This window comes from Acidithiobacillus sp. (genome assembly GCF_023229925.1).
Lineage (GTDB): Bacteria > Pseudomonadota > Gammaproteobacteria > Acidithiobacillales > Acidithiobacillaceae > Acidithiobacillus.
On record NZ_JALNYM010000002.1, the window covers coordinates 354,730 to 378,530 of the forward strand.

Below are 23,801 nucleotides of genomic sequence, written 5' to 3' on the forward strand. Positions count from 1 at the left end.
TTAAGGTAAAGGTGGCAGGCCCAACGTGTTTAAGGGGTACGCCGCTTTTGGCGCGTCCCGCTTGAACGATGGGTTTTGGGCATCGCTGATCGAAGTGACACTGCGTACTACTTCCGTTGCGCCCAGTAGCCGGGACGACGCCTGTGATGCGCCACGGCGAGAATTCGAAGCTCCTCTGCGGTGACCTGATAGATGATGCTATATGGGAATCGACGGAAGATATATCGCCGGCGCTTGCTTCGGAACACAGCACCGAGCAGAGGGTTGTCCAGAACGAGATTGGCCGTTCGTTCAAACTCAGCCACAAGCGCGAGACCAAGCTCGACACCCGCCTTCAGCGTATAGAATGCTGCTGCGTCATGCAGTTCAGCGAGCGCCGGTGGAGCAACGACGAGCTTCACTTCAGCGCTGCACGGACCTGTGCCAGAGCGTCAGCAATCGGAATGACTTGCAACACCCCACTTTCGATGTCAGCAATTCTGCGCTCGGTTTCGGCGGCCCACGCTTCCTCAATCTCGGTATCTTCGTCGAGACTAGCGAGCAATAGCTGAGCGAAAGCTGCGCGTTCCCCTGCAGTTAGTTTCAGGGCTTCGGCTTCGAGCAATTCGAGTTGATTTCCCATGGCCAATGTCTCCGTAAAGATAATATTAAAGTTATACCGCGAGTTTGGTGCCGAGTGAAGGAGAAATGTCCAACGAGATGCCCAATCGGGATAGGAAGAAGCCTCACGGCCCCTCCCTCCCACACCACCGGACGAACGGGTCACGTATCCGGCGGTTCGATGAATTGAATTCTTACCGTGCTGCAAGGCTCGGTACTCCCAGGGTCTCGAAGTAGCGCAAGGGTAACGCCAGAGCCAGGGCGGGTGTCTTCGACAATCGCCACGGCCCATGCGCCGACTTGCTGGTGTTCCACGCTTCGCGCACCGTTACCCCGCGCTTGCGTAGTTCCCTGTAGCCCGCCGGCCCCCATTGTTTCCAGACGTAGCAGCGCAACTTGCGTCGTACCCACTTGTCGATGTCGCGCAGAGGGCTCAGTACCTCGGTAATGCCGAAATACGCTTTCCAACCAAGCAGGCTTTCTCTCAGCTCCGCCGCGATCACTTCTATGCGGTTGCCTCGTGTACGACGGGTCAGTTCCCGCACCCGATCTTTCAGCTTGTCGAGGGCCTTGTCGGCCACTTTCAGCTTCTTGTCGTTGCGGCTGACCGTGAAGCCCAGAAACTTGCGCTTCCAGGGTCGGTCCACCGCGCTTTTCAGCGGATTCACTGTGAGCCTCAGTGTGTCGCTGACGTAGCGTGTCACGCTGCCCATCACCCGCTCGCCCGCGCGTTTGCTCTTCACCAGAATATTGGCGTCGTCGGCATAACGGGCGAAGCGGTGGCCACGCCGGTCCAGTTCCCAATCCAGCTCATCCAACACCACATTGGCCAGCACTGGCGAGAGTGGGCCGCCTTGCGGCACGCCCATCGTCGTCGGCTCGATGTGTCCACCGACGCTCACGCCCGCCTTCAGGAAGCGATTGACCAGGCGCAGTAGGCCGGTATCAGGGCAACGACTCTTCAGTCGCGCCATCAGCCGGTCATGGTTGACCCGGTCAAAAAAGCTTTGCAGGTCCATATCGACCACCCAGCCGTAGCCTTGACGAATCGTGGCTTGCACATGGCGGATCGCCTGGTGCGCCGAGCGGTTGGGGCGGAAGCCGTAACTGTGCGGGTGGAAGTGGGGATCCCATTGCGCGAATAGCACTTGCGCGATGGCTTGCTGGATGAAGCGGTCGAGCACCGTGGGGATGCCAAGGGGTCGCGTCTTGCCGTCGCCCTTGGGGATCTCCACGCGCTTGACCGGTTGCGGGCGGTAGTGCCCCGTTTCCAGTTGCGCGCGGATTTCCAGCCAGTGGTACTTGAGGTATTCCGGTAATTCATCGACCGTCATGCCGTCGATGCCCGGCGTGCCTTGGTTCCGGCGCACTTGCTTCAAGGCGCGTTGCAGGTTGGCCCGGTCCAGCACTTGGGCCAGCAACGCGCGGGGAGGAATCGACTCGGGTTGTCCATCCGATCCAGCCACGGGTTCATCCGGCGGCATGGCCGCCGCCAGCTTGCGCCGGAGGTCTGATGCGTTCCCGTTGCTCTTCGTCATGGTCCTTTGTCTTCCATCGTTCGGGCCTTCGGCGGCGGCTGCCACCTACTATGCCCTCTGCTGACTTCTCCACGGTATTCAGCGCCCGTTTCCAGGCGCCCCGCTTCGATCTCTTGAAGAACCGGGGAGATCTCCCGGGGTAAGACACGTTACCTTCGCGGCGTAAACGCCGGATTTACAAAATGCACCCAATCGCAGATGGAGGACTTCGCGGTCACGCGCCCGATCGTCCCGGATGCATCACGCCTCATATCCGGTTTTTGTTCATCGCCCCGCCGTTTCGGATTGGGCTTCCTTCAGACCCCGCCTCGCGACGACGCCCTTGCCCTTCTCCTTGCCTTCGGCTCTGCAGACCTGGCCATAGGACTTTCACCCATGAAGTAACGCGCCATGCCCGGCGCACACGTGGAGCTAACCGGACGCCCGCTTGTGGGCGGTCCGAGTTGAGCGCGACGTTAGAGGTTTGTCATAGGCATCCACGTAGCTATCGATGAGCCTGCGGATCATGCGCTGATACTGGGTATGGTGTTTCGTGGCCTCAGCTTTGAAGAACTCAACGCTCTTCTTGCTAAGAGCCATGGTCACCTTCACCCCTTCCTCCCGAAAGGCAAGTTCTTCGGGTGGAGGGAGAAAATCTTGAATGACCTTGGCCTCAATGGGCTCATCGGTGTATTTGATTTTCGTGCTCATAAATTGCCTTTCCCTTTCGCCAGTAACCGGCGCCAAATATACGAATCACACTGCCGCGATAGGTAAAGCGGACGGTGAGAATGCCGCCATCGACCTCGCCGAAACAGAAATAGCGTTTTTCAGTTTCACTGTGAGTGAGGTCTTCGGCTATGACACGGCGGTGGTCGGCGAAGGCATACTGTGCCAGAGAAAACGGCATTCCATGTTTTTCCTGGTTTTCAGCATCCTTGTTTTCGTCCCACTCAAACCGAGTTTTCTTCATGAAATTAGCTTAGCAGAATGGCGCATGAGATTCCATATAAAAATATGGTGAATTATCTGCACACTGGCCAACCTCTATCACGTGGAGGTAACCGGCCTGCGCGGCTTTTGCGCAGGTCCGGTTGACCGCCGGGTTGGACGAAGCTGCTGGCGAGCATCGAAGCGGCTGGATTGACCTTGCCAGATCATTACCCCATGACGTGGGTGGTGGATTGCAAATCCGTTGGCACGGGCGAGAAGGCGCTCATCTATCTGGGACGCTATCTTTACCGGGGCGTCATCGCCGAGAAAGACATCCTCGCCTGCACCGCCAGCCAGGTCAGCTTCCGTTATCGCAACGGAAAGACCGTGAAGCTGGAACGGCGCACCGTGTCCGGCGCGCAGTTCCTGTGGCTGGTGTTGCAGCATGTGCTGCCCAAGGGATTCAGGCGTGCACGCAACTTCGGCTTTCTGCACCCCAACTGCAAGCGCTTGATCGACTTGCTGCATGTGCTGCTCAGGTTCGCTCCGGGCCGGGCAGCGGCGTGGGTCAAGCAGCGCGCGCCGATTCTGTGCGCTTGCTGCGGTGCGGTGATGATGATCGTGCGAACGCGGATTCGGTCGGGATGCTCAGGGGGCATGCCAACGCCAATTGCCCCCGAGGGGGCGCATTGACCATGTAAGCGCCACGCCCTTCGGCAGGTATCGGGAGTCAGCACCCGCAAGCTGAGGCGCTGGCTTGCCTTGAATCTGGGCCATTCGCAGCAGCATCGACCGGCCAACGAATAAAACGGGCATCGGCTGCCGCAACGGCAGGCATGAAGCGGGCGGGGTAGCCCACATCCTCCCGGTGAAACTCCAAACCGGGGCACTTCCCAAATACATATTTTCTGTGCGGCTCGGTCGGCGCTCAGAACCGGGCTCGTCCAACAAACGGTTCAGATCGTGGCTTCGCACGATCTAACCTTATTCGTTAGGCCACACTGCTTCCGGGCCATTGACATGCAGCACCTTGCCCATGCTCACTCGAGGTTCAACCGAATAGCCCAGAGACTTGTAGAAGGCCGCAGTGGCCTCATTGGATGCAAGTAGTTGGAGATTGATCTTCATGCAACCGGCTCTCGCAAGTGCCGCTTCCGCAAAGCGGACCAGTTCAGCGCCTAACCCTGTGCGGCGACGCTCAGGATGAACAGCGACGGCGTAGAGCCACCCTCGGTGACCATCGTAGCCGGCCATGATTGTGCCGACGATTGCCGATTGTTCGGCAGCAACGTGGAACAGACCGTCTTTGACGGCAACCTTCTTGTCGATTGCCAACGCCGGATCGTTGTGCGCCGTTTCGTAGCCGAATACCTGGCGCCAAAGTGCGATCACTTCGGCCCGGTCTGTTGAATTGTTGTACTCGCGGATGGTGAGCATTGCTCTGTCTTTGTGGGGCCTAACGCTCAGCATCAGCGGCGGCGCGGAGCGCCGTCAGCTGCATGCTGTTGTTGTGCCGCGCCGGGCATTGCGCCACGAGTCGCAAGCTGGCATCGACAGGCCGTGTGGCGTCACTCACGTCAGATGCCTCGCGGCAAACGCGATCTCGTCGGCCACCATCTGCTCGAACACAGGACCCGTGTATGCGCTGAAGTGGCCGCCGGGATAGTGGAGGAACTCCGTGCGATCGCGATGAGCTACTTCCTCAATGAGTCGCATGGAAGTTGCCGTGTCGCCGTCAGCCACTGCAATCAGAAGCGGGATGCGTACCTGCCGCGCCAGCTTCGCCGGCCTGTACCGAAGCAGCGAGAACAGGGATCGGGCGGCCATCTGGTTCCTCCAGGTAGGGGCCCGGGCTTCCAACTCGCGCATCGACTCGTAGTCCTCTGCCCCAGTAAAGACCGCGAACTGACCCGGTAGACCGAGCATCGGCACCATCACCGGAGCCCGACGGACCAGGCCTCCAACAACATCACCGATGGCTAGGCCGAAGAGCTTCAGGGTCACCCACAAGGGTCGGGGACTCTTGTGTCGCGTGTCCACACCCAGGAACGGTAACTGCGCAATCACGGCCGCTAGAGCCGGATCGGATGCTGACACCGATATAGCGTGTCCGGCACCGAGCGACGTTCCCCATAGGACGATTCGGTCGGCATCTATCTCCGGACGCGACCGGGCGAAGGCGACAGCTGCGCGGACGTCTTCAAGTTGACGTCCCACATCGATGAGCTGCCGAGGCTCACCTTGACTGCTGCCGAAGTGGCGATAGTCAAACACGAGTACCGCGTGCCCTGCGGCCGAGAAGCGCTTTGCGTACGCGGGCAGGCCGAAATCCTTCGTGCCGGTTGTACCATGCGCCATCACCACGCACGAGACCGGTCGCTTCCCCTGCGATGGAAGGTAGAGGCAGCCCGCGCACCGCTCACCTTCAACGACGAACTCCACGTCAGAACGCTCCAGCGGATGCCTCCTCAGATACTCGTTGTGGCGTTCGCGTGATCACGGCAGCCGTAGGTCGACAATCCATCGGCCTTCCGAACATGACATGCCACGTCGGCACAACGTAGAGCTAACCGGCGCTGCGCGGCTTTATCGCGCAGCGTCCAGCGACCGAAGGGAGCGAGGTTGAGCGCCGGGTTAGGCATTTTTCAGCCAATGCGAGACGACTGTGTTGGTTAGCTCAAGGCACCCGAAATCGAACGTAGCGAGTTGGTCATGCGCGACCAGTTGTACCTCTGCGATTTCTTCGTTCAACTTGACGTGCCCATAGGCCTCGACGGCGAAAGCGATAATAAGTTGATTAAATTCTGGGAGAGCGAAATGACCTATGAATTTGCATTCATGGCCCGTAAGACCAAGCTCCTCTTCCGTTTCTCTAAGGATGGCGCTCTCCGGCGACTCGCCATGCTCAAGAAACCCGGTGATCAGGGAAAACATACCTGGCGGCCAGGAGGCATTTCTTGCCAAGACGTACTGACCATTGCACCGAACTAAGCCCGCGACGACAGGAATGGGATTGTTCCAGTGCACGAACTTACACTGCTGCGATGAACAAGCGAGCCGCATGTCTCCCTCCACCGGACGACTGACAAGATCACTTTGACAAAGCGGACAATATTTCATGGGCGAAGAGTAAATGCCTAACGTAATTTAGGCAGCATACATACCACACTACCCACGTCGCCTAAATTTTTCCAGCCCCACCCGCCACCCAGAAAATCAAGCACCCAACACCCTCCTGCAACATTTATAGCAGCCTAAATTTTTCCGGATGAACGCCACACGCAAACGAATCCGCACAGAAATGCAGATCACCACCTATTCTTGTCCACAAACCTACACCAATTCATGATCCTACTCAATCCACCCCATGATTCCCTCCCCTCCAACGAAAAAGCGCCCCGAAAGGCGCCCACCACTACAATCAGCGCACCGATAACAAAACTACACCACTAAATCCCTCTCCGGCTTCCGCACCACCTGCCCGAACCACACATAAAACGCCGGGATCACAAAGAGCGAAACCAGCGACCCGAAGCTCAGACCGCTGACAATGACCAGTCCCATGGAGAACCGCGCATCGGCATTACCGCCACTGGCGAAAAGCAGGGGTACGGCGCCGGCGATCATCGCCGCTACCGTCATGAGGATGGGGCGTAAGCGCAGAGTTGCCGCTTCCACCACCGCATGGCGTCGGTCGAAATGCTTTTCCTCCTGCATGACACGGGCAAATTGCACGATAAGAATGCCCTGTTTGGCGATCAGGCCGATGAGCATGACCATCCCCACCTCGGAGTAGATATTGATACTAGAGACCCCCAGACTGATGGGCAGCAAGGCCCCGAAAAGGGCGACGGGCACGGCGGTGAGCACCACCAGGGCGTCGCGGAAGCTGTTGAATTGCGCCGCCAGCAGCAGCAGGACCATCAACAACGCAAAACCGAAGGTGACCACCAGCGCACTGCCCTGATGCATGTACTGACGAGAGACACCGGCATAGTGGATCTGATCTCCGGCGGGCAGGATTTTCTGGGCATGATCCCGCAGGAATTGCAGGGCTTGGCCCAAAGACACCCCCGGTGCCGGATTCGCCTGAATGAAGACCGCAGGCAACTGCTGGAACTGCGGCAGGAAGGTGGGTGCCGGTCGCGACTGCAGGGAGACAAAGGTGGACAGTGGCACTTGCGCGCCGGATGGCGTCTTGATGGTGTAGGCCTTCAGGAAATCCGGATTGGCGCGTAGCGCGGGCGGTACCTGGGGCACGACGCGGTAGCTGAGGCCGTCCATGTCGAAATAATTGACATAGTTACCACCCAGCAGGGTTTCCAGATTCTGCCCGATATCCGCCATGCTCAGGCCGAAGGAGGCCGCCATCTGCCGGTTGATATGAATTTCCTGGATCTGATTGTTGTACTTCAGATTTTTGCAGACGAAGGAGAACAAACCGCTGGCTCTGGCCTCCTGTACCAGCTTGCCGGAGACCGCATCCAGTGGATGATAACCGCCGCCGGTACTGGTGATCACAAACTGCACCGGCAGCCCTACGGCTGCTCCCGGCAAGGGCGGCAAGCCGAAGGCGGAAAGCTTCATGCCCGGCACCTGCTCGGCCAGTTTCTGCACCTTCTCCTTGACCTGCTGCGTAGTGACATTGCCGCGCTCGGGTTTGAGCACCACCCCCGCCATCACCTCGTTGTTCAGCAACATGCCGCCGATACCCACCCCATTGACCGCGAAGCTGTGGCTGCGACTATCGATTTTATTGAAAACCGTCTTGGTCAGGTAACTATCGTAGGCATTCATGTACTCCAGGGTCGCGGTCGGCTGGGCGACGCCGTTGACATAGACGATGCCCTGATTGGCCGGCGGGGCGAGCTCGCTCTGACTGATGGAGAAGAGGAAATAAATGCCGACGGTGAGGATCAGCGCCAGCGTCACCGTCGCCGGCCAGACCCGTAGGCTCTGAAACAAGGTGCGCCCATACAGGGCCTTGAGCCGCCCGAAAACGTGGTCGACCAGATGCGCCATCCGGCCTTCGTGCCCGGCCTTCAGGACCCGCGAGGCGAGCATGGGGGCGAGGGTCAGGGCGGCCACCATGGATAGCAGCACCGTGGCGACAATGGTAAAGGCGAATTCGCTGAACAAATGCCCCACCAGACCGCCGATGAAGGCCATGGGCGCAAAAACCGCCACCAGCGTCGTCGCCATGACCAGGATGGGGCTGGCCAGTTCACGGGCGCTGGCCAAGGCGGCGTGCAAAGGCGTGGCACCGTTTTCAATATGTCGGTGGACGTTTTCGACCACAATAATGGCGTCATCCACCACCAGCCCGATGGCCAGCACCATGGCCAGCAAGGTAAGCAAATTCAGCGTGTAACCGAGGGCATGGAGGATGGTGATCGCCCCCACCATCGCCACTGGGATGGCGAGCACCGGCACGATCAGCGCTCGCCATGAGCCCATGAAGAAGTAGATCACCAGGATGACCACCAGCAGCGCGAGGGCGATATTGACTTCCACTTCCTGCAAGGAGCTTTTGACGAATTGCGCGCCATTGTAAATGGTGTAGCCCTGCATACCCGGCGGCATAGTCGAGTCCAACTGAGCCATGACTTTTTGAATACCCTGAGACACTTTCAGGGCGTTACTGCCGGGGGCCTGCTGGATGCCGATATTGACCGCAGGCTGGCCGTCCACCATCACCGATGAATCATAGGTCTGGGCGCCCAGGGAAACTTTGGCCACCTGTCCCAGACGAATCGGCACCCCATGTACCGTCGCCACCACCAGATTGCGGAACTCGGCGGCGCTGTGCAAGGCGGTGTTGGCACTCAGGGAAATCGCCGTGTACTGACCGCGCAGACGCCCAACCGCCGCAACAAAATCATTCTGCCTCAGTGCGGCACTGACCTGCGCGGGGGTAATGCCCAGCACGGCCATTTCCTGGGGATTCAGCCAGACGCGCATGGCGTAGGTATTACCGTTGGGACCGGTGCCCGGTGGCAGAATGGAAGTCAGCCCCACCCCTGGCACCGACTGAATGGCGGGCTGCACCACGCGGGTCAGGTAGTCGGTGATCTGCTGCTGATTGAAGCCTTTACCATGGTAGCTCAGCAACATCAGGTAGGCACCGGAACCGGACATTTCCTGCACCACGGGCTGCATCACCCCCTTAGGGAGCTGGTTGAGGACCGTATTGACCTTACTCTGCACCTGGGACAAGGCCGCGTTGGGATCTTCGCCCATGCGCATATAGAGGGTGAGGATGGAAATGCCGTCCTCACTCACCGCCGTCATGTAGTTGATGCCGGGGGCTTGGCCGACGGCTTTCTCCAGCGGCGCCGTAATAAAAGCGTTGACGGTCTTCGGGGTCGCCCCGAAGTAGTGGGTGGTCACTGTGATCATGGAGCTGTGGGTGGGCGGATACTCGGTGATGGGCATCAGGCCGAGGGAGCGCAGCCCGAAGAAAAACAGCACCAGGCTCAGGGAAATGGCGAGGATGGGGCGGCGGATAAAGGGTTCGGTGAAATGCATGGGGATCCTCAGAGATGCACGGCGTTATTGATGCGCACGTGGTCGCCGCTGTGCAGCTTGACCTGTCCCGCGGTGACCACCAGATCCCCAGCCTTCAGGCCGGAGCGGATAACCACTTCGTTGCCACGCTGCATACCCGTTGTCACCGGCTGTTCTTTGGCGATGAGGGTCTTATCCGGGCCACCGGGGGTCAGCACGTAGACAAAATCCCCGTAGGTGTTAAAGCTCACCGCCACCATGGGAATCATCAGGCGCGCCGTGGGGGCTTCTTTTTGCAGGACGATGCGGACGAACATGCCGGGCTTCAGGCCTTGTGCTGCATCAAGGAGGGCGCGGACGCTGACCGCGCGGTTTTGCGCATCGACATGACTGGCGACAGCCTGCACTTTGGCGTGGTAATGACGCAGGGTGCCGCCGTTATGCACGTCAATCCGCACCGGCGCGCCAACCTGTACCGCCTGCACATCCCGCTGGGGTACGGTGAAGTCGGCATAGAGCTGCTGCAGGTTTTCGATGTGCACCACCGGCATACCGGCGTGGATATATTCACCCGGATTAACGGTACGCAAGCCCAGTACCCCGGCGAAGGGCGCACGGATCTGCGTATCCGCCAGCGATTCCTGCAAGGCCGTCACCTGAGCCTGTGCCGCACTCGCACCATAGCGGGCCTTATCCAATGCGGCGGTGGAGATGCCGTGGATGGCGAAGACCTTCTCGGCGCGCTGGTAGTCTACCTGGGCGAGGGCGGCCCGGGCCTGCGCGGCCTGTAACTGGCCGGGCAGAGCGCCAGGGTCCAGGGATAGGAGCAACTGTCCTTTCTGTACCGTGGCACCGGAGTGGAAACCGATACACTGCACCACGCCGCCGGTCTGCGGGCTGAGCACCGCTCCCTGTTGCGGCACGATTTCGCCAACGGCAGTCAGCTCGCCCGCCATCGACTGGCTCTGCACGCGGGTGGCGGAAACGGTGACCGCCGGGTTGGCGGCAGCCGCAAGGCGGGCCTGCAACTGACCCTGACGCCATTGGTACCAGCCATAGACACCGCCGAAGAGCAGCACGACGACGATACCCAGTAAGAAAAAGACCTTCTTCATGCAGGGGCTCCTTGCGCGTTTTGAACGATAGAATGGGTTTTGGCATCAGTAGCCGTGGCATCGGTGGCATCAGGCCGCCAGCCATCGCCCAGGGCGACAAAGAGCGCAACGCTGTCCAGATAACGCTGACTGCGCGCGGTGATGGCGGCGACGGTATCCTGCTGATAGGCGATCTCGGCATCGAGCACCGTGGCATAGTCGGTGGCCCCGTCGCGGTAGCGGGCTTCGGCCAGATGCAGAGCGGCTCCCGCGGCCTTTTGCGCAACCAGATGGTGCTGATAGGCCGCATCGGCGCCCTGCAAAGCACGCAAGGTATCGGCCACTTCGCGGAAGGCATTAAGCACGGTGCCGCGATAGCGATCACTAACCACTTTGTACTGATCGAGGGCCGCGCGGCGTTGAGCGTGCAGCGCGCCGCCGTTATAAATCGGCGCCGCTATCCCCGCCCCCAGCGACCAGAGGGTCGAAATGGGGTTGAAGAACATCCCCCCCGTCATGGCCGCCTTACCGATGTCCGCCGTGATATTAAACTGCGGATAGAGATCGGCGGTGGCCACATCCGCCTGCGCCGCCGCTACCTTCAACTCCGCCGTTGCCGCCTGAATATCCGGGCGCTGCTCGGCCAAAGCCGAAGGCAGGGTGGTGGGCAGGCTGGCAGGTAATCGCAGGCTGGCGAGTGTCGGCATCGACAGGTCTGCATCGGGAGACTGGCCCAGCAAGGCCGCCAGGCCATGGCGCGCCGCCGCCACATCCGCCTGCAAGGGGGCAATGCGCGCCTGCGCCGCTGCGGTAATGGCCTCCTGTTGATCCACACTTTGCAGGTTCTGATAACCCAGTTGATATTCCTGCTGCAGCAGATGCAGCAGATGCGCATCGGCGGCGGCAATCTGTTGGGCGGCATTAAGCTGCGCCTGCGCCGCCGCGCCGCTGATCACCGCCCGGCTCACCGCCGCCGCCAAAAAGACTTCACTCTGATGCAGACTGGCGCGGCTGACCGCCGCCTGGGCCTTGGCGGCATGGACCAGGTCGGCCTGCCGACCAAACACATCGGGGTTGTAGTGGACGTCGATAGTGCCTAGCAGCAGGCTGTAGAGATTACCGGGAATGCGGTAGCTCGCCCCGCCGTTCGCGCCGGTCCGTTGTGCCCGCCCGCGACCGACTCCGGCACCTGCGCCCACGCTGGGCAGCAGTCCGCCCTGGGCCACCGCGATCAAGGACTGCTCGCGCGCCAGGGCCACCCGCGCCGCCTGTACATCCGGGTTGGCCTGCATGGCCTGGCGGATATAGTCATTCAACGGCGTCGAACGAAAGAGCGACCACCAGGCCTGTGCCTCCTGCGTGGTCCACCGGACCTGCTGCTGAGCACTGCGCATATCTATGGGGTGGGCGTTATAGGTCTTGGGCGCCGGCACAGCAGGTGCGCCAAGCTGCGGCCCGACAGCGCAGCCCGCCGCAGCGACAAGCCCGAGCAGGATACCCAGCCGGGCCATACCCGGAGCTGAACGCCCCGCTTTCTGCTGCCCCTGGCCGTGCGGATACCTGGCGTTTTTCATGCAAAACCCTCACTCAGTCGATATACGGGAATAAGCGGTGCTATCCGCAAGCACCGAGAGGGCAACTCCCTGCGCAGCCGTCGCAACAGGGAAAAATGGTAGCGGGAATGCCTGTAACAATCTTTGCTGCAGGCCTGTTAAAACGTAACAGACTGTCACTTTGGCGCCGGTCGGGAGGCTCTGTTACATTTGGCCTTGGCCCACCCGAGAACAACGGGTTAGAGTGTGCGCATGGACACACAGAAACAGATTTTGGTCGTCGACGATGACCTGCGCCTGCGCAGCCTGGTGGAGTCGCACCTGCAGGGTTTTGGCTTTGCGGTGCGTGGCATCAATGACGGTCGGCAGATCGACAGTCTGCTTGCCGAAACTCCGGTTGATCTGATCGTTCTCGATCTCGGGCTGCCCCATGAAGACGGTCTGCAAATCTGCCGACGGCTGCGCCAGCATCACGATGTCCCCATCCTCATGCTCACCGCGCGCGGCGATGAAATAGACCGTATCCTGGGCCTGGAGATGGGCGCCGACGACTATCTCGCCAAGCCCTTTCACCCCCGCGAACTGGTGGCCCGCATCCAGGCGATCCTACGCCGCACCCGCGCTGCCGTCCCCCGCTCCGACGCGGTAACAGCCCCCTTCCAATGCGGCCCATTCACCGTGGACATGGGCCGGCAAGAAATTCAACTTGGCGGACAGAGCTTGTCTCTCACCAGCGCCGAGTTCCAGACCCTGGCGACGCTCATTCAGCATGAAGGCCAGCCGCTGACCCGCGAAAAGCTGATGTGGCTGACCCGCGGCCGCCACCTCGAAAACGACGATCGCAGCATGGATATGCAGATTTCCCGCCTGCGCCGCCTGCTCGACAACATCCCCGGCCGACCTCGGCATATCCGCACGGTCTGGGGTCATGGCTACCTGTTTGTCGCGGAACCCTGAGCATGCGCAGCTTCTGGCCGCGTAGCACCCTGTGGCGGACCGTGCTCCTGCTGGCGGTTCTGCTGCTGGGGACCCAAGGCGCCGTCTATGTCCTATTTCATCAATATGTGCTGAATCCTGCCGCCGAACGCTTCGCGGAGTTTCTCTGGGAGACTGACCACGCCCTGATTGCCGCCGACGCCGATCACACACCAGTCGGTACCCTGCAATGGCGGTCGTCCCATGATTTGCCGGGCGCGCCCGCCAGCAACTATTTTTTGCGCCAAAGCGCCAGTTACCTCGCGCAAATTGCCCCCGGCGCGGCGCTACGCGTCGGCCCCAGTGATGCCGATGCCACCTGGATGTGGATTCGCGGCAGCCACCATCAGCCCTGGCTGGGCATGCGCATCTCCCCCATGAATTTCGGCGGACAGGGCTTCATGTTTATGCGCCTCGGCGTCATCGCCCTCTGTACCCTGCTCGGCGCCTGGCTCATCGTGCGCCAGATCAACCACCCCCTGGCCCGATTAGCGGCAGAAGCAGCGCGCATTGGCCGGGGCGATATGCCGGAGTCTCTGGAGCCCATTGGCGGTCCCCTGGAAGTGCGTCACCTGGAGCAAGCCATTACCAGTATGGCTAACGATCTGCACCGCCTGCACGAAGAACGCACCCTGCTGCTCACCGGCATCTCCCACGAATTGCGCACCCCCCTGTCGCGCCTGCTGCTGACTTTGCACCTTCAGGACCACGATTTGCTGGCTGAAAAAGCCGCCATGCTGGTGGACGTCAGCGAAATGGATGAGACTATCGACAAATTTTTGACCCTGGTGCGTAGCGGAGACCAGGAAAAGGTCATCCAGCTGGAGGTAAGCGACTGGGTGGCTGAGATGGCCGAGACGGCCCAGGAACGCTACGGCCTGGAAATACAGGTAGCGCATCCTGCCGGGGCGGTCGTGCTGCCCCCCCTGAGCTGTCGCCCTTTGGCGCTGGAAAGAGTGTTCCGCAATCTCTTTGACAACGTTCGGCGTTACGGTGGTGGACGCCTGGATATGCAGATCGTCCGCCATCCGGCCGGCACCGAAATCTGTCTGCGCGACCATGGCCCCGGCGTGCCCAAACGAGATATCGGACCGATGAACAACGGCACCTTACCGCGCCAGTCCGGGCATGGTTCCGGCATCGGCCTGCGAATTTGTCAGCATATCATGACGCTGCATGGTGGCATTCTCCGCTTCGCCAATGCCGAAACGGGTGGTTTGATCGCTCACCTGACATTTCCCGACAAAAAGAACTAGCAGCAAATGGTGTTTAGCGGTATCTTCAGATGGCGATGTACTTGACAAAATACAAGCAAACGGGAATCATTCGCGTTTAAGCAAGATAAATACGGATGCTCCCTATGTCGTCAACACCTGCCCCCGGCAAAACCAGCACACCCGCTCATCGTTCTCGCTGGGGAATTTTCCTGGCGGTGCTGGGACCCGGTTTGGTGGTCATGCTCGCCGATACCGATGTCGGCAGCATCATCACCGCCGCGCAGAGTGGCGCACAATGGGGCTTCAAGCTGCTGCTCCTGCAATTCATCCTCATGCCTATCCTCTATATCGTGCAGGAACTGACGGTACGTCTCGGCATTTTTACCGGCAAAGGCCACGGCGAACTGATTAGCGAAACCTTCGGGAAAGGCTGGGCTTACCTCTCCGTCGCGGGTCTTAGCATCGCCACCACCGGTGCCCTGCTGACGGAGTTTTCGGGGGTCGCGGGCGTCAGTCATCTCTATGGCCTGTCGCGCTGGGTCGGGGTCACCCTGGCGGCGGCTACCCTGCTGACCATCGTCTGGACCGGCTCATACCGGCGTGTGGAACGCATCGCCCTGATCATGGGCCTCTTTGAACTGGTCTTTTTTGGTATCGCCTGGGCCAGTCATCCCAGCATCCATGAAATCCTGGATGGCCTGCTGCACGCGCCCATCACCAACGACAATTACATGATGCTGGTCGCCGCCAATATTGGTGCCGTCATTATGCCATGGATGGTGTTCTATCAGCAGTCGGCGGTGGCCGACAAGGGTCTGCACCCCGAACATTACCGTCATGCCCGCTGGGATACAGCCTTTGGTGCGATCGTTACACAGGCCGTCATGGCGGCGGTGCTGATCGCGACGGCAGCCACCATTGGCCGCCTGAACCCCAACGCACCTCTCAATACGGTGCAACAACTCTCGGAGGCCATTATTCCTTACCTCGGTGACACCTGGGGACGGATTGTGTTTTCCCTGGGCATCCTCGGGGCAGGCATGGTGGCGGCCATTGTCGCCTCCCTCGCCGGGGCCTGGGGTTGGGGGGAAGTCACCGGCTTTCGCCACTCACTGGAGCATCACCCCAAAGATGCGCCCTGGTTTTACGGGGTTTACACCGCCATCATCGTGGCTGGCGCCGCGGCGGTGATCATTATCCCCGATCTCGTCAGCCTCGACATCGGCGTCGAAGTGATGAATGCACTGCTCCTGCCCCTGGTGCTGGGTTTTTTGGTCGCCCTGTCCATCAAGGCGCTGCCCGCCGAACACCGCTTGCGCGGCCCTTACCTCTGGCTGGTGCTGTTTGTGGTGATGTTGGCAGGCGGGTTGGGGGTTTATGGAGGGTTGACCAGCATTCCGGGTTGGTGATCGCACAGCGAAAAGTTTACAAAAAGTTGCGGAGAAGTGGCGCTGTGCTATATCTAAACACACGGTTCTGCACCCCGACCACCGCGCCCTACAGGAGCCCAGCATGTCCATTTTCAAGCACGCCGCCAATATTCTGGAAGCCAAAGTCAACAAACTGCTCAGTCGGGCCGAAGACCCCGCCGAAACCCTGGACCTCTCCTACGAAAAGATGCTGACCAGCCTGCAAGAGGCCAAGCGCCACCTGGCCGACGTGGTCACCGAACGGGTATCCCTGGAAAACCAGATCGCGCAGGCGCAAAAGCTGGCCGCCAGGGCGGAAGATGATGCCCGTATGGCCCTCAATGCCAACCGCGAAGACCTGGCACGCAGTGCACTGACGGAAAAGCAGGCTGAAGCGCAGAAAATCACGGCGCTGCAACAGGCCCACGACACCGTCGCCGCCCAGGCCCAAAAGCTTATGGATTATGAGCACGCACTCCAAGAGCGCATTGAGCAGTTCCGCACCCAGAAAGAAGTGATGAAGAGCCAGATGGCGGCGGCGCAGGCGCAGGTGAAAGTCACCGAATCCCTCACCGGGTTGGGTCACGGTTTGGATGGTGCCGGAGATGCGTTGCGCCGGGTGCAGGACCGCACCGCGCATGAGCAGGCCAAGGCCCAGGCCCTGGACGGTCTGCTGGAGTCAGGCATCATGAACGACCCCCTGGACCATCGCACCCAAACGGAGCGAGAAATGGACAAGCTCCGCGCCACCAGCGGTGTCGACGACGACCTCACCCGCCTCAAGGCCGAACGGGCGGCGAAGCAGGACTAACATGCCCGAAGTCGAGAATACCCTCCTCCATCGGATTCTGATTGGAACGACATGGATGATATGGGCCACCCTTGTCGGGAGCCTCACCACTATCCCGATTGCATCGGGAGCCCCTATTTACCGATGGGTCTCGCCTAATGGCGTGGTGAGCTATGGCGACCGACCGCCCCGTGGAGCCCAGAAGATTCAAGCCATTCCCCCGGCACCGCCGCCGATCGCGCCAACAAAGCCTGGTCCGACTGCGAAAGAGGAAGCCCCGTCAGGGGCATCCGAGACACAGGCGGCCATTGCCCGCCTGAACCTGCTGGCTGCCATGAATAACTATCAGAATAGCCTGCAGACCACGCGCACCCCGCCGCCACAGAATGTCTACTTACCTGGTTTTATCGGACCTTATTTTCCTTATGGCCCGCACCGATTCCGCGAAAGACACCCGCCGCATTACCGCCGACAGGCGACTCCTCCATCACGACGGCCGTCCATGGTGCTGCTGCCGCCCCCAGCACCGCCTTCCGCCTACTCTTCGCCGGTGCTTATACCTTAATGGCCATTGCCGTGCATTTTTATTTATTCAAGAAAGCTGACCGACTCTTTCACGGCCTTCATTCAGAATCTTGTTGCCATGTTTCCATAGGAAATAAATCACAATGATCCCCATAGGAATCAACAGGCTGGAAATAAAAGAAACGAATAATGTGATCACTTTCAAGTAACGCCCCCGGCGTGTGCGCGCGGTGGTTATAGCGAGAACAACGTTTCTTATTTCTTTGCCATCCGAATTCTCTACGCCCATTATAAGCTCCCCTACCATTCAAAGGTTGATGTACGCTCCATATATTCGTCTTGGGTAATGACACACCACCAGAGCCGCAACAGACGCTCGCCACTGTCGAACGAATTTCGACGACGGACGGACTAACGGCTTTTATCCATAATGGTGGGGACGGCGGGATTCTGCCCTCGACCCACGGCTTAACAGCCTGATAAAACGGCGTTTCCCAGTGTTTCACCAAGCCCCAAGAGAAAACACAACATACTGTATTATATTGTGTTTTATGCTTCTCGACGCACCATAGAAATCAGCAGTAGCCCACCGCGTATGGACACACATCTGGATATGTGTAAGCAGGTTTGGGGATTATGTCTATGGCAACGATGCCCGTCAAGGACTGGGAGTGGCCAGAGAGATCAAGGCCGTGAAGATAAAAAGGACGAAAACCAACCCTGATCACTTTGCCTTTCTCGCCAATGCGTCGGGTCACCCGCAAGGCCACGAAACTGCTTCCCGTGGCGACATCCAGGACGCGTCCATCTACTTGTGGAGACGCGAGTTCAACCACCGCCACGTTCGTGGCGATGATGCAGTGTACCGCAGGCCAACGATTGCTGCCTTCACCGGCATAGGCGGCTGCGAAGCCTCCTGCAGAGTGAGCCCATGCGCCAGGACCAATTTGAGTGCTTCGGCCCAAAACTCTGCCGTATTGCTCTGCACTGTTTCCTCATGAAATTCTCTTCGATCCATTATATCCGAAGATTCAGATACTTCAGGGAGGATCACCTGATCTTCGCCGTCACCCCCGAAGATGGCTGCCCACTGGACGAGGAAGTCCGACGCGCCTGCTGGCACTGCCCGGCAATGCCATGGGACCGGTGCCGACTGACTCGGGTGCCTACACCTCGAAATCCCCCACTCAACAACGCTTTCCAAGACAATTTGCAAGAAAGTGTAGCCATACTCCCACGAGGCATGTATCGCGTCGGCAAGAACAGGCTATCTCACGAAATCTTGGAGCTTTCCGGAATGTAAGGTATTGCCGACCGTCGTGTTTTAGCGACGATCCGAGGTGGCGTGACGACATATACCCATCGAAACATCGGAGGAAATGTATATTAAATACCGGTTATTTCCTTATATTACATAAATCTGTATCAGATTGGCATGGTTAATGCTACAAATTTGCGCAATCTGGTAGTCCGGCATTATCACAACATGGAATGTCATGATCTTTTGATTATTATGTCGCATCCGTTGTCCTGCAAGCCGCCATATGCTTTATGTGTCGGCAGATAATTGTGTGGCATTGGTGGATCTTACTAACACCGGGGCACTATCCATATCGACCGGGATTTCTGGATATTCCTTCTTCTATTTTTCTGTCCGATAACACAAACAAGTTGGTATTAAAACTGAGGAGGTCAATTACGAAAACAGGGTAAAATGGCATCAAATATCCAGTATAACGACATAGCACCATACCTTGTGTCGGTTAATGTATAGCGTTCTCAGTACCTATGGTCTCCTCATCGAAGACCACTCAAAACCGGATAGCGAGGCCAGCGGAAAGGCCCGACCAATGCAGCCACCCGCGTCAAGAGAAGACCCCAACCGCCCGGCGGTACCTGGCACTATTATGCGATATAGATCTCACCGACCGCAGCCGCGATAAGGAGTAGAAGATATGGCGATAACCCTAGAAACCCGTATGACTTACTGGCGCTCGCTTTTGCCGTACATCCCCAACATGCTGCTGGTTCCATGCTACACCGACGAGCTACGCACAGCGCTACGAGATGCGCTGTGCGCAATCGAAGACCTGTGCGGCCAAATGGAGCGCGATCGACAAAGCTATGCCCAGGTTAAAGCCAACAGTCGTCCTTTATCCCCAGTGAGGTGGAGAATTACAGATGCTGATGTGGCTTTAGTTCTGCGGGCGAAGCAGAAAACCCGGCATGGAGAATTTCGATGAGTTTTTGGGTATCCCATCATAGGCTTTTAATCATGATCGTCATCGTACCGAACCTGATCAATGCGGCCTACTGGGTTGCCCATCCGGATCGGTACACCGCCACCACCAGCTTGCTAGTTTATCGGCGAAGCTCCGGTGCAAGCTTTTCCGGTGTCTTGCAAGGAAACGCGGGCGGAGCCGACAGCGGCGCGGGACGAGTGTTGGCCTCTCTCCTGAAAGCCGGCAGCACCTGGAGGGCCGTGAACAGCAAACTGGATCTGGCGCGGGTCTACCGACGTGGGTTGGTATATGGGTATTGTAGTGCCTCCGACTTCTGGTCGTGCGGCCCGAAAGGTTTGCTATCTACCTATCGGGATCACCTGCCTTCCCGCGTAAACCCCAAGAGCGGGGTGCTGTCCGTGCGCTCGACCGCCTACACCGCCACTGATAGCTTGGCCGTTCTGCAGCGTGCGACCGCCGCTGCAGAACAACGCCTTCTGCGCATGCACCAGAAAGAATCCGTTGCACAGTTGGCTCAGGCACGCCAACTGGCTCAGACCTTGGCCGACAAGCTCAAAATGGCGCAAAAAGCTAGCAATGCCTATCTGAGAGCACAGAAAAGCCTGTTTCCCAGTACGGAGGACGCCGCCGCGCTTCGCCTAATGAATACTCTGGAGGCCGATTCAGCGCGGATCGCCGCTCATCGTCAGTCGTTAGCCAGTGGCGCTCCTCATAGCCCGATGCTTGGAAATCTGGACGCCGAAGCCGCGGCGGTCCAACAGCGTATAGACCATCTGCAACTGCAACTGCCGCAGATGTCCGCGGTTTTCGGCCACTACGCAGTTTTACAGATGCAGGTCGACTCTCTTCGAGAACAGTTGAAACTGGCCAACGGTGCGTATGTGGAAGCCCAGATTGCCTCTGTTCGTCCCTGGTACACCCTTCACATACTGAGTCCGGCGCAAATGCCGCTTGGCCCTTCGGGACCTGACCGCAAGACCTGGATATTCTGGGTTCTGGTCGGCACCCTGCTGCTCTGGAGCATCTTGCGATGAAAAAGAAACTCCTTTCCCTTCCGCTTCTTGCCGCGATTCTCGGTGGATGCGCGGAATTCCCCTCGGGTGGCCCGGGAAGCAGTGTTTTACTGCACCCCATAACCGGTGAACACGTCCAGACCGTAACTCCGAAAAAGGCCGCTACCGAGGCTAAAAACCTGCATAATCAGCAGCAACAGGCCGTAACCCGAGCGATCGTCATCCTACGGAGATACGCCAAAAGACACCCATACTCCGGGGCGCTACTGGCAGGCGATGCTCTTCAAGTTCGGCTCTGGTCTTATTCGGGGCTCAACCTTAACTCTACCCATGGAAATGGATTGGTCGCCACCAATCTGAGTCCGGTCACAGTGGACCCACAGGGCCGGATAAGCCTGCCATACCTGCCGTCTCTGCGGGTTGCGGGAGACACTCCTGCAATGGCTGCACAAGCCATAGTAAATGCCTACACCACGCGGCAGATCATGGAAGCGCCCCAGGCCCAGGTCCGCGTTATACACCACGCCCAAGGAATCTGGGTTTACGGGGCTGGGAACCACCATTTCTTGCCGTGGACACCACGCGGGTGGACACTGGCACAGGCTCTGTCCGGAGTTAGTGGCGGAAACAGTTCTGGATCCAGATGGGCATCAAGCCCCATGCATCACAGTACCCGTGTTCATGTCCTGGCCCATGGACAGATGCTGGCCAGCCTACCCATCGCCCAGGCACTCCACAAACACGTTCCATTGGCCCCAGGAGAGCGGCTGGTGGAGATTAGCGGCGCCCCAGTGCAGATCAGCGTTTTGGGATCAGGAATGCGCAAGCCTGACATATATGGCTTTGACGGAAACGTGCCGGTCAGCGAGGTCCTGGCCAAGGCCGGTGGCCTGAACAGCAATACAGCCGATTATCGCTACGTTCTCCTTTATCATCCCGAGGCCAACGGCCGAACGCAGTTGGTCGTGTTCCATTGGGACACCGGCGCCGGATTCCTGGCGGCTCAATGGTATCTGGTCCAGAACAACAGCGTGCTCTATGTCTCCAGCCAGCCGATTGTCAAGCTGAACAAGGCATTGAACCTGCTGCTGAATGTCGCTCTTCCTGTTCAGGTCTTCAAGGAGGTGTTCACCCAGCAGGCGGCCGCCATTAGTATTCCTGCCCAGACAGCGAATTAGCCATGTTCCGCGAACATAACAGGCACCCGTTATCAACCACCGTTTGGGACCGCTCATGGAAGGGCGCCTTCCGGAGACGTTTCATGCGGCCCCTAGGCAGACCCAAGGCGGAAACAGCGCCGGAGGCGCCATGGATATCTTTACTCCGCCACCGCCGCCGCAGCGTTCTGGCCTTGACTCTGGTGACCGTAGTGGGCCTGCTCCTGCTGGTGGACAACATTCTGAGAGACCAGGCCTTGGCGCCGGTTTGGCGGGTGGTGTACCTATCTTCCTACGGGCTTATGTCTTTCTTCATGATCTACAACTTCTACATGATCCTGATCGGCACCTGGCACGTTTCCCAGGGCATCGTCGGCAACCCCTACCACCCATTGCGGGAACGGGCAGATCCGCCGAAAGGAGAAATCATGGCTCTGCTATTTCCGGTGTACCAGGAGGACGTAGCCCGGGTCCTGGCTGGGCTCGTAGCCACCTGGGATTCCATCCGCACCTATCGTCCAGATCTTGCGCTCCGCGTCCATGCTTTCCTTCTGTCGGACAGTCAGTGTCCGGCTATGGTCGCCCATGAGACAATGGCGGTGCAGCGGCTCAAGCAGGAACGCCCAGACCTCCCGCTCTTCTACCGACACCGGCCCATCAACATCAACCAGAAGATGGGCAACCTTGCAGATTTCTTCCGGCGCTACGGCCGGCATTATGCCTATACGCTCATCATGGATGCTGACTCGATTATGGACGGGGAAGCCTGTATTGAGCTGTGGCGGGCCATGGTTACCCATCCCCGCATCGGGATTCTGCAGACCAATCCTCGTCCAGTATTCAGGGAGAGCTTTTTCGGGCGCATGCTGCAGTTCTCCGCCCATCTTTACGGCTCGGTATTCTCCTATTCATTGATGGTCATGCAAATGGGGCATGCGGGTTATATCGGCCACAACGCCTTGATCCGAACTCAGGCGTTCATGGACCACTGCATCCTGCCAAAGCTCCCTGGGTCGAAGCCCTGGGGCGGAAAACCATTAAGCCACGACTTCGTCGAGGCGGCCATGATGTGCCGGGCGGGGTACGAAGTATGGTTTGTCCCTGAGTTGAAAGGATCGTATGAAGAGGTGCCTGCAAACATAATCGCATTTCTCATCAGGGAACGGCGCTGGATGCAGGGAAACCTTCAGCATCTGCGGCTGCTGTTCATCAATGGCCTACGATGGATGCACAGGGAAATCTTTATCAACGGTGCCATGGGTTATATCACCGCTCCCATATGGTTCGTTTTTCTGCTGGTATCCGCATACACCATGGTACATTTCTTGAGCGCCGCTAAGCTTTCCATTGGATCCATTCGGATGCTGATCGTTCCCATGGGGCTACTTCTGGCCGCATCCGTGGTATTCCTATTCCTACCTCGCATTCTGGCCATTTTTATGCACATGAGGTCGCACAAGGCCCCTATGTATGGGGGACGCATCAAGCTGATTTGGTCAGTACTGTTCGACACGGCACTTTCATTTTTTTATACACCGCTCCTTATGGTAATGATCAGCTATTTTTTGTGGGCGTGGATCAAGCGCCGGACAGTTTTATGGGGGCAGCAGCAACGGGATGACCGTGCTGTTTCATGGAAAGATGCATGGAAATCTTTTCGCGGCGTGATGATCTTGGGAATTGCAGGATGGGCGGCCTTACTGACCTTGGTGCGTGGGGCTATCCAATCCCCGCACGCCATACTGCTGGAGTCCATAACAGACGGTTGGATGCAGCCCAGCAGCATGCTGATGTGGTACGCACCGATCCTGTCCGGCTGGACTCTTAGCGTTTTCTTGGTGCAGTGGACCAGCCGGACTTTTCCTACGATCAATCGCCTGCACTGGTTCGCCATCCCGGAGGAGGTAAATCCACCTAAGTTGCTGCAGGAGGTTCGCGCTCTGGAGCAGCGGTTCCGTTCATGGTGGCAGATCCCAGATACGGACAACCCTAGGGAGTATCTGCCGGCGTTCGCGCGCATCTACAAGGCACAGCAAGAGAATATCGGGGAACTGCCGCATCGGCACGCCAAGACCGAACTGTACCGTCGTCTGCGAGACAAGGCGATGGCCGAGGGCAAACTTTCCCAGCGCGAATGGATACTTCTGATGGGGAGCAGGCAGTTTCAGCAGTATCTGTGTTCGGATCTCGGGTCTGAATTCCTGGCGACGTTGCGCTGACCTCACCTCACCAAGCGTCCCCTGACTTTTGCCATCACTCGTTGCAATT

The 23,801-nt window shown here is 58.7% G+C and carries 21 protein-coding genes and 2 pseudogenes; 11 read left to right on the forward strand and 12 right to left on the reverse strand.

Annotation, left to right across the window (positions count from 1 at the left end):
• Window positions 1-107 precede the first annotated feature (107 nt).
• The 5 genes from M0P56_RS08220 to M0P56_RS08240 all read right to left on the reverse strand — a co-directional run bounded on the left by M0P56_RS08220 (window position 108) and on the right by M0P56_RS08240 (window position 3,090).
• Window positions 108-401, reverse strand: a complete 294-nt coding sequence (locus M0P56_RS08220) for a type II toxin-antitoxin system RelE/ParE family toxin (protein WP_291509569.1) — start codon at window positions 399-401, stop codon at window positions 108-110.
• Window positions 398-622 carry an addiction module protein gene (locus M0P56_RS08225; RefSeq protein ID WP_163097870.1) on the reverse strand — a complete coding sequence of 75 codons (225 nt, stop codon included), beginning with the start codon at window positions 620-622 and terminating at the stop codon, window positions 398-400. The genes M0P56_RS08220 and M0P56_RS08225 overlap by 4 nt, the downstream gene beginning before the upstream one ends.
• A 172-nt stretch (window positions 623-794) precedes the next feature.
• Complete coding sequence (gene ltrA, locus M0P56_RS08230; protein ID WP_291509570.1) at window positions 795-2,138, reverse strand: group II intron reverse transcriptase/maturase; 1,344 nt, start codon at window positions 2,136-2,138, stop codon at window positions 795-797.
• Window positions 2,139-2,549: 411 nt separating this feature from the next.
• Window positions 2,550-2,828, reverse strand: a complete 279-nt coding sequence (locus M0P56_RS08235) for a hypothetical protein (protein WP_014027558.1) — start codon at window positions 2,826-2,828, stop codon at window positions 2,550-2,552.
• Window positions 2,800-3,090: a BrnT family toxin gene (locus M0P56_RS08240; RefSeq protein ID WP_163096877.1), complete on the reverse strand. Its 291-nt coding sequence runs from the start codon at window positions 3,088-3,090 to the stop codon at window positions 2,800-2,802. The genes M0P56_RS08235 and M0P56_RS08240 overlap by 29 nt, the downstream gene beginning before the upstream one ends.
• 140 nt (window positions 3,091-3,230) lie before the next feature.
• Between M0P56_RS08240 and M0P56_RS08245 the strand changes: the two are divergent.
• A pseudogene (locus tag M0P56_RS08245) lies at window positions 3,231-3,743 on the forward strand (transposase); the annotation flags it as partial.
• A gap of 291 nt (window positions 3,744-4,034) precedes the next feature.
• On the opposite strand, the gene M0P56_RS08250 reads toward M0P56_RS08245, so the two are convergent.
• The 6 genes from M0P56_RS08250 to M0P56_RS08275 form a co-directional block, all read right to left on the reverse strand.
• Window positions 4,035-4,487, reverse strand: coding sequence for a GNAT family acetyltransferase (locus M0P56_RS08250; RefSeq protein WP_291509571.1), 453 nt, complete (start codon window positions 4,485-4,487; stop codon window positions 4,035-4,037).
• 135 nt (window positions 4,488-4,622) lie between these two features.
• On the reverse strand, window positions 4,623-5,492 hold the full coding sequence (locus tag M0P56_RS08255; protein ID WP_291509572.1) for an alpha/beta fold hydrolase: 870 nt from the start codon (window positions 5,490-5,492) through the stop codon (window positions 4,623-4,625).
• A 192-nt stretch (window positions 5,493-5,684) separates the two neighbouring features.
• Window positions 5,685-6,113 (reverse strand): NUDIX domain-containing protein, encoded by a 429-nt coding sequence (locus tag M0P56_RS08260; protein WP_014027562.1) that lies wholly within the window; start codon window positions 6,111-6,113, stop codon window positions 5,685-5,687.
• A gap of 378 nt (window positions 6,114-6,491) precedes the next feature.
• Window positions 6,492-9,578: an efflux RND transporter permease subunit gene (locus tag M0P56_RS08265; protein ID WP_291509573.1), complete on the reverse strand. Its 3,087-nt coding sequence runs from the start codon at window positions 9,576-9,578 to the stop codon at window positions 6,492-6,494.
• 8 nt (window positions 9,579-9,586) lie between these two features.
• Window positions 9,587-10,672 carry an efflux RND transporter periplasmic adaptor subunit gene (locus M0P56_RS08270; protein ID WP_291509574.1) on the reverse strand — a complete coding sequence of 362 codons (1,086 nt, stop codon included), beginning with the start codon at window positions 10,670-10,672 and terminating at the stop codon, window positions 9,587-9,589.
• The gene (locus M0P56_RS08275) at window positions 10,669-12,225 is read right to left on the reverse strand and encodes an efflux transporter outer membrane subunit (RefSeq protein WP_291509575.1); all 1,557 of its coding nucleotides are present in this window, start codon (window positions 12,223-12,225) and stop codon (window positions 10,669-10,671) included. Before M0P56_RS08275 ends, M0P56_RS08270 begins: the two co-directional genes overlap by 4 nt.
• A gap of 231 nt (window positions 12,226-12,456) precedes the next feature.
• Between M0P56_RS08275 and M0P56_RS08280 the strand changes: the two genes are divergently transcribed.
• The 5 genes from M0P56_RS08280 to M0P56_RS12415 all read left to right on the forward strand — a co-directional run bounded on the left by M0P56_RS08280 (window position 12,457) and on the right by M0P56_RS12415 (window position 17,160).
• Complete coding sequence (locus M0P56_RS08280) at window positions 12,457-13,161, forward strand: response regulator (protein WP_291509576.1); 705 nt, start codon at window positions 12,457-12,459, stop codon at window positions 13,159-13,161.
• A gap of 2 nt (window positions 13,162-13,163) precedes the next feature.
• On the forward strand, window positions 13,164-14,435 hold the full coding sequence (locus M0P56_RS08285; protein WP_291509577.1) for an ATP-binding protein: 1,272 nt from the start codon (window positions 13,164-13,166) through the stop codon (window positions 14,433-14,435).
• Window positions 14,436-14,539: 104 nt separating this feature from the next.
• Window positions 14,540-15,805 (forward strand): NRAMP family divalent metal transporter, encoded by a 1,266-nt coding sequence (locus M0P56_RS08290; RefSeq protein WP_291509578.1) that lies wholly within the window; start codon window positions 14,540-14,542, stop codon window positions 15,803-15,805.
• Between the two features lie 103 nt (window positions 15,806-15,908).
• The gene (locus M0P56_RS08295) at window positions 15,909-16,616 is read left to right on the forward strand and encodes a PspA/IM30 family protein (protein ID WP_291509579.1); all 708 of its coding nucleotides are present in this window, start codon (window positions 15,909-15,911) and stop codon (window positions 16,614-16,616) included.
• A 55-nt stretch (window positions 16,617-16,671) separates the two neighbouring features.
• On the forward strand, window positions 16,672-17,160 hold the full coding sequence (locus M0P56_RS12415; RefSeq protein ID WP_366110447.1) for a DUF4124 domain-containing protein: 489 nt from the start codon (window positions 16,672-16,674) through the stop codon (window positions 17,158-17,160).
• Between the two features lie 27 nt (window positions 17,161-17,187).
• Here the strand turns inward: M0P56_RS12415 and M0P56_RS08300 are convergent, their stop codons facing one another.
• Window positions 17,188-17,409, reverse strand: a complete 222-nt coding sequence (locus tag M0P56_RS08300; protein WP_291509580.1) for a hypothetical protein — start codon at window positions 17,407-17,409, stop codon at window positions 17,188-17,190.
• Between the two features lie 1,666 nt (window positions 17,410-19,075).
• On the opposite strand from M0P56_RS08300, the gene M0P56_RS08305 reads away from it, so the two are divergent.
• The 5 genes and pseudogenes from M0P56_RS08305 (at window position 19,076) to mdoH (ending at window position 23,752) form a co-directional block, all read left to right on the forward strand.
• Window positions 19,076-19,363: a hypothetical protein gene (locus tag M0P56_RS08305; RefSeq protein ID WP_291509581.1), complete on the forward strand. Its 288-nt coding sequence runs from the start codon at window positions 19,076-19,078 to the stop codon at window positions 19,361-19,363.
• Window positions 19,364-19,395: 32 nt separating this feature from the next.
• Window positions 19,396-20,397, forward strand: coding sequence for a hypothetical protein (locus tag M0P56_RS08310; RefSeq protein ID WP_291509582.1), 1,002 nt, complete (start codon window positions 19,396-19,398; stop codon window positions 20,395-20,397).
• Window positions 20,394-20,879 (forward strand): annotated as a pseudogene (locus M0P56_RS12420) (polysaccharide biosynthesis/export family protein); the annotation flags it as partial. The gene M0P56_RS08310 and the pseudogene M0P56_RS12420, both read left to right, overlap by 4 nt.
• Before the next feature lie 156 nt (window positions 20,880-21,035).
• Window positions 21,036-21,554, forward strand: coding sequence for an SLBB domain-containing protein (locus M0P56_RS08315; protein ID WP_291509583.1), 519 nt, complete (start codon window positions 21,036-21,038; stop codon window positions 21,552-21,554).
• 83 nt (window positions 21,555-21,637) lie between these two features.
• Complete coding sequence (mdoH, locus tag M0P56_RS08320; protein WP_291509584.1) at window positions 21,638-23,752, forward strand: glucans biosynthesis glucosyltransferase MdoH; 2,115 nt, start codon at window positions 21,638-21,640, stop codon at window positions 23,750-23,752.
• Window positions 23,753-23,801: the final 49 nt, after the last annotated feature.

Bases quoted from the DNA above. Each gene is read 5' to 3' on its own strand.
- M0P56_RS08300 (WP_291509580.1), bottom strand. From the start codon at position 17,409: ATGGGCGTAGAGAATTCGGATGGCAAAGAAATAAGAAACGTTGTTCTC.
- M0P56_RS08265 (WP_291509573.1), bottom strand. From the start codon at position 9,578: ATGCATTTCACCGAACCCTTTATCCGCCGCCCCATCCTCGCCATTTCC.
- M0P56_RS08280 (WP_291509576.1), top strand. From the start codon at position 12,457: ATGGACACACAGAAACAGATTTTGGTCGTCGACGATGACCTGCGCCTG.
- M0P56_RS08235 (WP_014027558.1), bottom strand. From the start codon at position 2,828: ATGAGCACGAAAATCAAATACACCGATGAGCCCATTGAGGCCAAGGTC.
- M0P56_RS08270 (WP_291509574.1), bottom strand. From the start codon at position 10,672: ATGAAGAAGGTCTTTTTCTTACTGGGTATCGTCGTCGTGCTGCTCTTC.
- ltrA (WP_291509570.1), bottom strand. From the start codon at position 2,138: ATGACGAAGAGCAACGGGAACGCATCAGACCTCCGGCGCAAGCTGGCG.
- mdoH (WP_291509584.1), top strand. From the start codon at position 21,638: ATGCGGCCCCTAGGCAGACCCAAGGCGGAAACAGCGCCGGAGGCGCCA.
- M0P56_RS08305 (WP_291509581.1), top strand. From the start codon at position 19,076: ATGGCGATAACCCTAGAAACCCGTATGACTTACTGGCGCTCGCTTTTG.
- M0P56_RS08260 (WP_014027562.1), bottom strand. From the start codon at position 6,113: ATGCGGCTCGCTTGTTCATCGCAGCAGTGTAAGTTCGTGCACTGGAAC.
- M0P56_RS08290 (WP_291509578.1), top strand. From the start codon at position 14,540: ATGTCGTCAACACCTGCCCCCGGCAAAACCAGCACACCCGCTCATCGT.
- M0P56_RS08295 (WP_291509579.1), top strand. From the start codon at position 15,909: ATGTCCATTTTCAAGCACGCCGCCAATATTCTGGAAGCCAAAGTCAAC.
- M0P56_RS08240 (WP_163096877.1), bottom strand. From the start codon at position 3,090: ATGAAGAAAACTCGGTTTGAGTGGGACGAAAACAAGGATGCTGAAAAC.
- M0P56_RS08285 (WP_291509577.1), top strand. From the start codon at position 13,164: ATGCGCAGCTTCTGGCCGCGTAGCACCCTGTGGCGGACCGTGCTCCTG.
- M0P56_RS08250 (WP_291509571.1), bottom strand. From the start codon at position 4,487: ATGCTCACCATCCGCGAGTACAACAATTCAACAGACCGGGCCGAAGTG.
- M0P56_RS08275 (WP_291509575.1), bottom strand. From the start codon at position 12,225: ATGAAAAACGCCAGGTATCCGCACGGCCAGGGGCAGCAGAAAGCGGGG.
- M0P56_RS12415 (WP_366110447.1), top strand. From the start codon at position 16,672: ATGATATGGGCCACCCTTGTCGGGAGCCTCACCACTATCCCGATTGCA.
- M0P56_RS08315 (WP_291509583.1), top strand. From the start codon at position 21,036: ATGCATCACAGTACCCGTGTTCATGTCCTGGCCCATGGACAGATGCTG.
- M0P56_RS08225 (WP_163097870.1), bottom strand. From the start codon at position 622: ATGGGAAATCAACTCGAATTGCTCGAAGCCGAAGCCCTGAAACTAACT.
- M0P56_RS08310 (WP_291509582.1), top strand. From the start codon at position 19,396: ATGATCGTCATCGTACCGAACCTGATCAATGCGGCCTACTGGGTTGCC.